The 11,580-nt window shown below is 62.9% G+C and carries 11 protein-coding genes; 5 read left to right on the forward strand and 6 right to left on the reverse strand.

All coding sequences use genetic code 11. The features are described from left to right. Positions 1-103: 103 nt before the first annotated feature. The 4 genes from ubiB to HJ583_RS01160 all read left to right on the forward strand — a co-directional run bounded on the left by ubiB (position 104) and on the right by HJ583_RS01160 (position 5,353). Positions 104-1,627 carry a ubiquinone biosynthesis regulatory protein kinase UbiB gene (gene ubiB, locus HJ583_RS01145; RefSeq protein ID WP_170021284.1) on the forward strand — a complete coding sequence of 508 codons (1,524 nt, stop codon included), beginning with the start codon at positions 104-106 and terminating at the stop codon, positions 1,625-1,627. A gap of 184 nt (positions 1,628-1,811) precedes the next feature. Then, on the forward strand, positions 1,812-2,570 hold the full coding sequence (locus HJ583_RS01150) for a substrate-binding periplasmic protein (protein WP_170019780.1): 759 nt from the start codon (positions 1,812-1,814) through the stop codon (positions 2,568-2,570). A 169-nt stretch (positions 2,571-2,739) separates the two neighbouring features. After that, positions 2,740-4,287, forward strand: coding sequence for a sodium:solute symporter family protein (locus HJ583_RS01155; protein WP_170019782.1), 1,548 nt, complete (start codon positions 2,740-2,742; stop codon positions 4,285-4,287). 13 nt (positions 4,288-4,300) lie between these two features. Continuing rightward, positions 4,301-5,353: a VanZ family protein gene (locus tag HJ583_RS01160; RefSeq protein WP_170019784.1), complete on the forward strand. Its 1,053-nt coding sequence runs from the start codon at positions 4,301-4,303 to the stop codon at positions 5,351-5,353. 242 nt (positions 5,354-5,595) lie between these two features. Here the strand turns inward: HJ583_RS01160 and HJ583_RS01165 are convergent, their stop codons facing one another. Genes HJ583_RS01165 through HJ583_RS01190 form a run of 6 tightly spaced genes read right to left on the reverse strand, consistent with a single transcriptional unit; the run spans position 5,596 to position 9,369 of the window. Beyond that, positions 5,596-6,216 carry a Maf family protein gene (locus tag HJ583_RS01165; RefSeq protein ID WP_170019786.1) on the reverse strand — a complete coding sequence of 207 codons (621 nt, stop codon included), beginning with the start codon at positions 6,214-6,216 and terminating at the stop codon, positions 5,596-5,598. A 7-nt stretch (positions 6,217-6,223) separates the two neighbouring features. Beyond that, positions 6,224-6,694: a 23S rRNA (pseudouridine(1915)-N(3))-methyltransferase RlmH gene (gene rlmH, locus HJ583_RS01170; protein ID WP_170019788.1), complete on the reverse strand. Its 471-nt coding sequence runs from the start codon at positions 6,692-6,694 to the stop codon at positions 6,224-6,226. 10 nt (positions 6,695-6,704) lie between these two features. Next, entirely contained in the window at positions 6,705-7,079 is a 375-nt protein-coding gene (gene rsfS, locus HJ583_RS01175) for a ribosome silencing factor (protein WP_170019790.1), read from the reverse strand. Between the two features lie 12 nt (positions 7,080-7,091). Then, entirely contained in the window at positions 7,092-7,748 is a 657-nt protein-coding gene (nadD, locus tag HJ583_RS01180) for a nicotinate-nucleotide adenylyltransferase (RefSeq protein ID WP_170019792.1), read from the reverse strand. Continuing rightward, positions 7,745-8,494 carry a BPSS1780 family membrane protein gene (locus tag HJ583_RS01185; RefSeq protein ID WP_170019795.1) on the reverse strand — a complete coding sequence of 250 codons (750 nt, stop codon included), beginning with the start codon at positions 8,492-8,494 and terminating at the stop codon, positions 7,745-7,747. Before HJ583_RS01185 ends, nadD begins: the two co-directional genes overlap by 4 nt. Continuing rightward, entirely contained in the window at positions 8,494-9,369 is an 876-nt protein-coding gene (locus HJ583_RS01190; RefSeq protein WP_170019797.1) for a DUF2189 domain-containing protein, read from the reverse strand. Before HJ583_RS01190 ends, HJ583_RS01185 begins: the two co-directional genes overlap by 1 nt. Before the next feature lie 143 nt (positions 9,370-9,512). Here HJ583_RS01190 and HJ583_RS01195 point away from each other — a divergent pair, with 143 nt between their 5' ends. Then, the gene (locus HJ583_RS01195) at positions 9,513-11,540 is read left to right on the forward strand and encodes a TonB-dependent receptor plug domain-containing protein (protein WP_170019799.1); all 2,028 of its coding nucleotides are present in this window, start codon (positions 9,513-9,515) and stop codon (positions 11,538-11,540) included. Positions 11,541-11,580: the final 40 nt, after the last annotated feature.

Genomic DNA, 11,580 nt, shown 5'->3' on the forward strand with positions numbered 1-11,580 from the left:
GCTCCAGCCAGTGAAATGACGGGACAGAGTGCCCGGCCATCCTCTGCAGTCCTTCGTCGAAGGCGGTGCTACCATCGCCTCTTTCCCCCGCCCAAGCCCCATCGTGCGCCTGTTCCGCCTCGCCAAGATCATCACCGTCAGTCTGCGCTTCGGTCTGGATCAGATGATCCGCGAACATGCAGCCAATACCCGTTTTGGTGAGTGGGTGCATCGACTCCTGCCGGCTCGGCAGTTTGCGGCGCCGCGTGGCGAGCGTTTGCGCCTGGCGCTGGAGTCGCTGGGGCCGATCTTCGTGAAGTTCGGCCAGATGCTGTCCACCCGCCGCGATCTGCTGCCGCTGGATATTGCCGACGAGCTGGCCCTGCTGCAGGATCGGGTGCCACCTTTCCCATCGCACCAGGTGCTGGAGGTGCTGGCGGCGGAGTATGGTCAGCCAGTGAGCGAGGTATTCAAGCATTTCGAGCCCGAGCCAGTGGCTTCCGCTTCGGTGGCCCAGGTGCATTTCGCGGTGCTGCCGGACGGCACTGAGGTCGCCGTGAAAGTGCTGCGCCCTGGCATCGAGCCCGTGATCGCGCATGACGTGGCGCTGCTGGATACGGCGGCTTTCCTGATCGAAAAGCTGTGGGCCGACGGTCGCCGCCTCAAGCCGCGGGAGGTTGTGCAGGAGTTCGCTCGTCATCTCGAAGACGAGCTGGACATGATGCGTGAGGCTTCCAATTGCTCGCAGCTACGGCGCAATTTCAAGGACTCGAGCCTGCTTCAGGTGCCCGAGGTGTATTGGGATTTCTGTGCGCAGCGGGCGCTGGTGATGCAGCGCATGGTCGGCACGCCGGTGTCGCGAACGGACGCTCTGCGTGCTCAGGGGGTTGATCTGAAGGCGCTGTCGCGCGCTGGGGTGGAAATCTTCTTCACCCAGGTTTTTCGCGACGGCTATTTTCATGCCGACATGCATCCAGGCAACATCCTCGTTGCCGCCAATGGCCAGTACGTGGCGCTGGATTTCGGCATCATGGGCACCCTCACTGACCGCGACAAGGCCTATCTGGCGCAGAACTTCCTGGCCTTCTTTCAGCGCGACTACAAGCGCGTGGCGCAGGCCCATATCGATGCGGGCTGGGTGCCGGCGCACACCCGCGTGGATGAATTCGAAACCGCAATCCGCGCCGTGTGCGAGCCGATCTTTGATCGCCCGTTGAAGGACATCTCCTTCGGCAAGACCCTGCTGCGCCTTTTCCAGACCGCACGCCGTTTCGAGATGGAAGTGCAGCCGCAACTGGTGATGCTGCAGAAGACCCTGCTCAATATTGAAGGCCTGGGCCGCCAGCTCGATCCTGAACTGGATCTGTGGCAGACCGCCAAACCCTTCCTTGAAAAATGGATGAGCGAGCAGATTGGCTGGCGCGCCTTCATCCGTCACCTGAAGGACGAAGCACCGAACTGGGCTGCCACCCTGCCGCAACTGCCACGGCTCCTGCACCGGGCCCTGGCCAGTGATGCAGAGGAGCGCGCAGCGGCACGCCATGCCGAGCTGATGGCCCTGCAGCAGCGACGCAACCGCTGGCTGATCGCGCTGAGCGTGATGCTTGCCGGGCTGGTTCTGCTGGACCTGCTGAAACCCTATCTTTGACCGCGACGCTGCGCGCGACGGTGGTTTCTGTTCGGTTCTTTCCGGCTTGCGCTGAAACTTGTGCCGCCTGAGTGAGCCATCAGGGCAAGGCGGAGCGGAAGTCTTCTGCCGCCCTTTAAGCTGAAGTGGGTTACGCAACAGGAGCAGACTTGTGCGTGGGCGATTTCGGCGATCTCTGGGCTGTGTGCTTTTCTGCCTGCCATGGCTGGCATTCGCTCAGCCGGAGCCTGTGGTTGTCACCTATTCGACCAATCCTGGTTATCCGCCATACCACTGGGCGGTGAGTGCAAGCGCCTTTGACGGGGCAAGCATCGAACTGCTGGAGCTGATCCGGCCAGCCGGCGTGACGTTCAAGGCCCTGGTCTATCCGTGGAAGCGGGCGCTGGCCCTGGCTGCAGATGGCCAGATCGACATGCTGCTGAGCCTGCGCAAAACGCCTGAACGTGAGGAGTTTCTGAATTTCGTGCCCCACCGCGCGTTTGCAAATCCGATTGCCGTGTTCGTGCGCGAAGATCGCCGCTTCAGGTTCGGCAATTGGAACACCTTGCAAGGGCGGCAGGGAGGCTACAGCGCAGGCGATACCTTCGGGGGCGGCTTTGATGAGTACTGGCGGCTGAATCTGACCATGGAAGGCGCCCCGTCCATGGAAAACAACTTTCGCAAGCTGCTCCTTGGGCGGATCGACTATTTTGTCACCGGTTATTACACGGGTATGACCTATGTGCAGAGCCATCCGGACGCGGGCGTGATCAGCGCGCTCCAGCCAATGATTTCGGATCAGCCCATCCATTTTGCGTTCAGCAAGAAATCGGCACACCTGGGGCTGATTGCCGAGATCAACCGGAAACTTGAAGAGCTCGATCGCAAAGGCGTGCCTGACGCCCTGCTTAAAAAGCACCTGGAACGCTTTGCCGGGACCCCGCCGATCATTCGTCTGCCCTGATCGTTCTGCCTGCCCTTCGCACGCTCGTGCGAAGCGGAAAAACCCTTGATTCCCCTGTCTGTGAAACCTGCCCCTGTGGGTATAATTCGGCACTAAACCCCTGTTTCTACGGCGGATGGCCGGATCGCAGCACTGCGGGCGCATGACGCCCGCGCACCGGAGTTTCGAGATGCTGATTGCCTTTGTGGTTCTGTACTTGCTGGTCTCCGTGGGTATCGGTTTATATGCCGCCACGCGCGTGAAAAACTCGAGCGATTACGTTACCGCTGGTCGCCATCTGCCTTTTTACATTACCGTCGCAACCGTGTTTGCGACCTGGTTCGGCGCGGAAACCGTGCTGGGCATCTCGGCGACTTTCGTCAAGGATGGCATGTCCGGCATCATTGCCGACCCCTTTGGTTCATCGGCCGCACTGATCTTTTTCGGCCTGTTTTTCGCACTTCCGCTGTATCGCATGAACCTCATGACGCTCGGCGACTTCTACCGTCGTCGCTACGGTCGGGCGGTGGAAATCATCACCTCAATTGTCATCACGATTTCCTACCTTGGATGGGTGGCGGCGCAAATCTCTGCTTTGGGACTGGTCTTTGCCGTGCTCTCTAGAGGCCAGATCACGCCGGAGTGGGGCATGGTCATTGGTACCGGCGTGGTGCTGCTCTATACGCTCTATGGCGGCATGTGGTCGGTGGCGTTGACGGACTTCATGCAGATGCTGGTGATCGTTGCAGGTCTGCTCTACATCGCTTACGCAGTGGGCGATATGGCTGGCGGCGTAGGTACGGTGGTCGATCATATGGCGGCCAATGGCAAGCTTGAGCTGCTGCCCAAGGGCAACTGGCTGCAGTGGGTGGCTTTCATTGCCGGTTTCTCGACCATGGCGCTCGGCTCCATTCCGCAGCAGGACGTGTTTCAGCGCGTGAATTCGGCGCGCAACGAAACCGGTGCGGTGTGGGGCACCATCACCGGTGGTGTGGGCTACTTCTTCTTTGCCTTTGTGCCCCTTTTTATTGCCTACTCGGCCTCCATCGTGGCGCCTGAGTTGGTGGCCACTCACCTGGCCGAAGGTGGCGATTCGCAGATGATCCTGCCTCAGCTGGTGCTGACGCACATGCCGGTGATGGCGCAGGTGCTGTTCTTCGGTGCCCTGTTGTCCGCCATCATGAGTACGGCTTCGGGCACCTTGCTGGCGCCTTCCGTGACATTCTCGGAAAACGTGCTGCGTGGCTTCATGCCCGGGATGAGCGACGTGCACTTCCTGCGCATGACACGCATCATCGTGGTGATCTTCACTGGCCTCACGCTGAGTTTCGCGCTCAACAGCGAGGCCTCGATCTACCAGATGGTCGAGCAGGCTTATTCGGTGACGCTGGCCATGGCTTTCGCGCCGCTTGCCTTTGGCCTGTACTGGAAGCGTGCAACCAATCAGGGGGCGATCTTTGCTATTGCCTTCGGTGGTCTGGTGTGGATCAGTCTGTTGCTGCCGATGATGGGCTGGCTGCCGGCGCCTGATGCCTGGATCGAACTGGCGATGACCATTCCGCCGCAGTTCATCGGCCTTCTCGCCAGCGTTGCGGCGATGGTGGCGGGTTCTTTGTTGCCGCAGTGGCTGCCTACAGCGGCCGAGGGCATGCGCCAGCACCATGGTCATCATCTTGGGGAGGCCGCGCATCACGGAATGGCGGCCGCTCTGACCGAGCACACCCCCCCGCGGCCGTGAGCCTGGCGGCCGGATGAACCCCCACGGTCGCCTGCCTCGCTATCTGTGCGCCCTGTGGCTGGGGCTCACCCTGTATGCCTGCCTGCACCCTTTCTCCGGCTGGACCAGTCCGGGCGTGTCGCCGCTGGCCTTTCTTGTGGCGCCCTGGCAGAAATACATCTCTCAGCTCGATGTATGGCTCAACATCGCCGGCTTCCTGCCTTTCGGTTTTACCCTGGCGGCCAGCATCGCCAGCCGGCGCAAGCCGGGCCGGATCGTGCTGGGCGTCCTGCTGGCCAGTCTGTTGCTGAGTTTTGCCATCGAGTTCGCGCAGAACTGGTTACCGGGGCGTATCTCGTCGAATCTCGATCTGGCCACCAATACCCTTGGCGGAGTGCTGGGCGCTCTGGCGGGCTTGCGCTGGGGACATTTCCTGGCTGAGGGTGGAGCCCTGCAGCGCTGGCGGCGTCAAGCGCTGTTGCCGGGGCATGCCGGAGAGTTCGGACTGCTGCTGGTGGGGCTGTGGTGGTTGGCGCAACTGGAGCCGACCGGGCTGCTCTTCGGCAATGGAGATTTGCGTAGTCTGCTGGATCTGCCGGCGCCGCTGGCTTTCTCGGCGCGCCGCTATCTGCTGCTGGAGACGGCGGTGGTCGCCAGCAGCACCCTGGCGCTGGGACTGCTGCTGGCGCGCGGCAGTCGTGAAGCTTCGCTGCCGCGCCTGCTCGGCGTGCTGTTGGCAGGCTTGGCCCTGCGCACCCTGGCGTGTGCTTTGTTTCTGGTGCCGGCCGATCCCTGGCAATGGGCGACGCCGGGCGCTGTGCGGGGCTTGCTGCTGGGGGCCGTGTTGAGTGTGCTGGCGTTGCGTCTGCCGCGCTGGAGCCAGCACGCGCTGGTGAGCCTGACTCTGCTGCTGAGTACCGTGCTGGTCAATCTTGCGCCGGACAATCCCTTCATCGACGCTTCGGTCCGCACCCTGCAGCAGGGGCACTTCCTGAATTTCTACGGTCTCACCCAGTTGGTCAGTTCGCTGTGGCCTTTTCTGGCACTGGCCTGGCTGTCAGCACAGGCAGGTCTGCAGCGGCGCTGAGAAGCTGTTCACGATCTGTAGCGAGAGGCCGTCAGCAGGGGCGAGGCAGGGTTTAGCAGAGCCTGCTCTGCCCTGCCGCAGCCGGTTTGCTGTGCAAAGCAAACCGTGGGGAAGAGCCGCACAGGAACCGGAGTTTATGTTGATCAATGAGGATTCCGAGCAGCGCATGAGCCCTCTCAGTGATCAAAGAGCGGCCTCGCAGTCAGATCGTGAACAGCTTCTGAGGCCAGCGCCGTTCGTGATCAGACTTCTAGTCCGAATTTGCGCAGCAACTCCGAGGTTTCAAACAGCGGCAGGCCCATGATGCCGGTGTAGGAACCGCTGATCTCGCGGATGAAGCTTGCTGCCCGCCCTTGGATGCCATAGGCGCCGGCCTTGTCGAAAGGTTCGCCGCTCGCGATGTAGCGGCGGATATCCTCGTCGTCGAGCGGGCGGAAATGCACCGTGCTGACCGACAGGCTGTGCTCCATGCGACTCGCGTCAGCGACTGCTACGGCAGTCAGTACGCGGTGGCTGCGCCCGCTCAACTGGCGCAGGATGGCGACGGCGTGGGTCTCATCATCCGGCTTACCGATGATCTCCCCGTCCAGATCCAGCGTGGTATCGGCCGACAGCACCGGTTGCGGACGCAGGCTGCGCCAGCCTAGGCGGCGCAAGGCTCCGTCGGCTTTGGCACAGGCCACGCGCTGGACATAGGTTTCGGCATCCTCGCCGGGCAGCACGGCTTCTGATACGTCGGCATCATCGCGCGGCGGGGCGCGGAAGGTGAGGGTGTCGAACTCGACGCCGATCTGGTGCAACAACTCGCGCCGGCGCGGGCTGCGTGAGGCCAGATAGATGCGTGGATGGCTGAAGGGCGGCATGGCGGCCTCACTCACGGTGATAAGGGTGGTTGTTCACAAGGCTCCAGGCCCTGTACAAGGCCTCGGCCAGCAAGGGCCGTACCATCGCATGCGGCAAGGTGAGGCTGGAGAGACGGATCTTCTCCTGTGCCTCGGCCTTCAGCACAGGATCCAGCCCGTCCGGTCCGCCAATCACGAAGGCCACATCGTCGCCCATGCCCATCCATTTCTGCAGGCGTTCGGCGAGCTGGCGGGTACTGATGTCGTCGCCGCGTTCATCCAGCACCACCAGCCGGCGCCGTGCAGGCAGGGCAGCGCGCAGGCGCTCAGCTTCTGCCGCCATCATGGCCGCCGGGGTTTTTCCGGTGGTACGGGGCTCGGCTTTGACTTCGAGCAGCTCGAGCGGACAGTCGCGCGGCAGGCGCTTGGCGAATTCTGCGTATCCGGTTTCGACCCAGGCCGGCATCTTGGTGCCGACTGCGGCGATGACCAGTTTCATGGCTGGATGATTACTCGCGTGCCGCCGCCTCGTTGGCTGCGATCAGCTTGCCACGACGAGCCGGGGTGGTGGACCATAACTCTTCGAGGTTGTAGTACTCGCGTACGGCTGGTTGCATGAGATGAACGACGATGTCGCCCAAATCGACCAGCACCCACTCGCCGCTTTCCTCACCTTCGGTGCTCAGTACTTCACCGCCGGCCTCTTTGACCTTTTCCTGCACATTGTTGGCCAATGCCCGGGTCTGGCGGTTGGAGCTGCCACTGGCGATGATCACCCGATCGAACAGCGAGGTGAGTTTGGTGACGTTGATGACTTCAATATCTTGCGCCTTGATGTCTTCGAGAGCATCAACGACGATTTTCTGCAGCTTGCGGAGTTCCATGTAGCGGGTGCGTCAGGTCTGGTAGAGATGATGGTCCTGAATATAGTCCAGAACCGCGTCGGGCAGCAAAAAGCGCGGGCTGCCGTGGTGGGTGAGGGTGGCGCGAATGGCGGTGGCCGAAATGGCTAGCGGAGTCATCGCGAAACTGGCGATGCGGCCGGCTGGTGTTGCGGCCAGCAGGCCGGGGCGGGCCGCGTTGCGGCTTTGCAGCTCGGTTGCGAGGCTGTCGCCAAGGGTCTGCTCGGCGAGGGTATAGCCAGGGCGGGTCGCGACACCGATATGGGCGAGGCTGAACAGATCCTGCCAGCGGTGCCAGCTGGCAAGGCTACGAAAGGCGTCCATGCCCAGCAGCAGTACCAGCGGCTGGTCCGGACCGAGCTCGGCGCGCAGGCGCTCCAGTGTCGGCACGGTGTAGCTGGGGGCATCGGCGAGTACTTCGGCCGGATCGACTTCCAGATGGGGGCAATCCTCTACCGCCAGACGAGTCATGGCCAGACGCATTTCGGCTGGCGTGGCGGGTTGCTCGCGATGTGGCGGGCGGCCTGCGGGAATCAGGCGCACCCGGGCGAGGCCGAGTGCCTCACGGGCTTCCTCGGCCATGCGCAGGTGACCATAGTGGATCGGATCGAAAGTGCCGCCGAGAATACCCAGCGGCGGGCTGACGCTCATGCCTGCAGGGCCTCGCCGAAGATGTCGCAGGCGGCGGCATGGAAGCTGGCGTAGAAGACCGGCATCATGATCAGCAGGGCTGGCGGAGCAAGAAGGCTCAGCAAGGCCGGCGCAAGGCTGACCAGCATGGCTGGCAGCGCCACGCAGATCACCGCCCAGGCCGCGAAAAAGACGCAGATCGCGCCCAGATTGCGCCAACAGGCTACCGCGCTGAAGAACACCGCCTTCATGGGCTTCACCTCGGCCAGGGCGATCAGGACCGGCGAGAACCAGAACAGCATTTCCAGTGGCAGACCGAGGACGAGGCCCCACAACATGAAGGGCTGCAGCTCGGGCGTAATGCTGGCGCTCTGGCCATCTTCGGCCACTTGCAGCAGCGGGGCCGAGCCGTCGACTCCCGCAAGCAGGCCGGCTAGCCACATCACCAGCAATTGTCCGGCGATACGCAGCAGGCCCAGCACCACCTGCTCCGGCAGATGCAGGCGGAAACCGCGGAACAGCATGCCGGGCTGGGCTGGCTGGCCAGCGCGGACGGCGCCGCACAGCAGGAACATGCCAACGCCCAGCGGCAGCAGCACGAAGGAGGCCAGGAATTGCCCCAGTAGCGGGATGATGAGCGCCACAAAGAGTGTCATCAGCAGGGTGATGCTGGCCGCGATGAGCATCAGCGGCGCGCGGCGCCACACTGCAAACCCGGTCTTCAGCCATTGCCAGCCCTGGGCGGGCGGAAAGCTTCTGGCCTGCATCAGGTGTTGGCTCCGTTCGGCAGCGGCGGCTCGGGATCCGGTTCAAAGAGTTCGGTATGCGCCGCCTGGACGGCTCCGACGACGACCGGGATATAGATCAGGATGCCCAGCCCGGCCGGTAGCAAGGCCAGGATGAAGAGCAGGTAGAACATGATCGCGAGCATGAACATCGCGCCGGGATTGCGCAGGCTGGCCTTGAGGGAGAGGCGCATGGCGTCAAAGGAGGCGATGTTGTCCTTCATGATCAGGGCCGGGGCCAGCAGCAGAGCCAGCAGCATCATGCCCCACAACAGCAGGAATGCACCGAGGGCCACGCCCAGATCGGCCAGTACCCCCATGGCGCTGGCGGCCAGGCTGTTGACCGTGGCGCCCAGCGAAATCCCCAGCAGGCTCACCAGCAGGCCGCCACTCAGGGCCAGGTAGGCGAGCAGGTGCAGCAGCACCAGTGGGATCGCGTAGAACAGGCCGACCAGGGTCAGGTTGCCAGCATGACGGCGAAACCCCGAGAACAAGGTCACAAAGCCTGTGTGGGCGGTGTTGGGTTCAATTTCAATCCACTGCCCATTTTCCATTCGTTCTAAGGGTGAGCGATCTGGGTGTAGTTGCTTGTCGGCAGCTTCAAGCATGCCGCCCATCAGCAGGGCCAGCAGCAAGGGCGGCAGGATCGGGCCGATCAGCGGGATGGGCACCAGCAAGGTGGACACGGCCAGCAGCGCGAAGGCGCCGAGGGCCATCAGGATCCAGTCTGCCGGATGGGCTGCAAACAGGCGCCAGCCGGCGGCCAGCCAGGAAAAACAGCGCAGGGGGCTGACGCGACGGGCCTGCGGCAGGTGGGCAAGGCCGTGGTGGCGAAGCGATGATGCGGTCTGGTTCATTGAGCTGCGAGGGGAGGGTAAACAGGGCCGGGCGCAGGGCGCGCGGGCGAATCAGAGGCTAGCACAGATCGCAGCCGGGCCGCAGTGGTGGGTGGTATTCGGTCACAAGCGTGACATATTCCACAGTTCAGCAGTCTGTTGGCATGCCTATAATCCGCCGCATGCGTGTGACTACCCTGTTCATCCTGACCCTTCCGGCCTGGCTGCATCCCGGCCTTAGTGCGGCGAGCGAAGCTCCTTACTTTGAAGAGCTGCCGACGGTGCTGACGGCTTCGCGCCTGCCCCAGCCGCTCAATGAAGCGCCGGGGGCGGTGACCGTGCTGGATCGCGAGTTCATCAAGGCGACCGGCTATCGTGATATCGGCCGCCTGTTCCGCCTCGTGCCGGGCATGCAGGTGGGGCAGGAGCGTGCCACCACGCAGTGGGTGACCTATCACGGCTTGTCCTCCACCTATCCCTCGGAGATGCAGGTGTTGATCGATGGCCGCTCGGTGTATTCGCCGGCCGCCTTTGGCGGGGTGGATTGGAGCACCCTGCCGATCACCATTGATGACATCGAGCGCATCGAGGTGGTGCGTGGCTCCAACCCGGTTACGTATGGCGCCAATGCCTTCCTCGGTGTGATCAATATCATCACGCGTCACAGCGATGAGGCGCCGGGCGGGCATGTTGCCATCAATGGCGGATATCCCGGCCTGCTCGATATTGCTGCCGGAGGCAACGGCAAGCTGGGTGACATGAGCTTGCGTGTGAATGCCCAGCGCCAGCGCGACAGTGGTTTTGCCAATCTGAATGACAGCCGTGAGGTGAATATCCTCAGCCTGCGTGGCGACTACCGGATCAGTGCCGTCGACGAAGTCAGCGTGCGTCTGGCGGGCAGCGATGCCGACAAGGGGGCCGGCTATCCGGACTCGGTCAACAGCAACAATGCGCTGCGCGACATCCGCAGCCAGAGCTACACCTTCCATACCGAGTGGAGTCATGCGCCGAAAGCGGGCGAGGAGTTGCTGCTGCACTACTACCGCAATCAGGAACGGATAGCCGAGCGCTGGAACGCACGCGGAGCCGATTCGCCGTATTTTCCGGGAGGCCCGGTGGTGCCAGTGGATCTCGACCGGCGCGCGGTGCGTGATCACGTTGAATTGCAACAGCGCCTCTCACCGACGGGCAATACCCAGACCGTGTGGGGCCTTGAAGTGCGCCGCGATGAAGTGGATGCGCACTATCTGTATGCCGGCGATGAGTCGATTGTGACCCAGATGGGGCGTCTCTTCGGCAATGCCGAATGGAAATTCCGGCCGGGCTGGCAGCTCACGGGCGGCGCAGCCCTGGAGCAGTACGAGCATGAGCCGGCGCATGTAGCGCCGCGACTGTTCCTGAACTGGCAGGCCAGTGCCAGCGACACCCTGCGCGCCGGTGCCGCGCGGGCCTGGACCCAGCGTCCGACCTTCGAAACCTCGGGCGATGTACGAGCGACCGAGCAGAACACCGGGCTGCTGATCCAGCATCCCTATGTGCCGAATCCCGATCTCCGGCAGGCCCAGGTGGATAGCGTGGAACTTGGCTATCTGGGCCGGTTCAAGCCTATGGCATCCTCACTTGACGTGCGCCTGTACCGTGAGCGGGTGCGTGGTTTCATCTACCGTCAGGCAGCCGTGTCGCCGCTATCGCCGGTTCTGAACACCTACACGGATTCCGCGCAGTATGTGAATGCGGCGAATCCGGTCACCCTCACCGGCATCGAATACCAGTTCAAGTTCAGCCCCTGGCGTGAGGGCAACTGGATCTTCAATCACAGCATGGTGAGGATGGACTCGGACGAGGCCCTGCAGCACCGCGTCTCTCCTTACACCGTCAGTCTTTCCTGGCAGCAAGGCTGGGGTGCAGGCTGGAGCTCGATGATCTCGGCTTTTCGCATGGGCCCGCTGGCGGGTGGGGACGGCATGGTGCCGATCTACAGCTATGTCGCCAAGGCCTATAACACCTTCGATGCGCGCATCGCTTATGCCACCCGGATTGGCGGGCGCAAGTACGAGTTTTCGCTGAATGCGATCAATATCGGCGAGCGCCATCAGGAGGTGGCCGACCGTTCGCAGCAAAGCTTGCAGGGCCAATGCCCGGCCAACCGGGTATCGGCCGTGGGCTACCTGGGGCTGGCCGTCGAACTCTAACCCCACCCCGCGGGAGTGAGGCCCACGTCGCGAAGTCTCG

Origin of the sequence: Uliginosibacterium aquaticum (genome assembly GCF_012972705.2) — a bacterium.
Lineage (GTDB): Bacteria > Pseudomonadota > Gammaproteobacteria > Burkholderiales > Rhodocyclaceae > Uliginosibacterium > Uliginosibacterium aquaticum.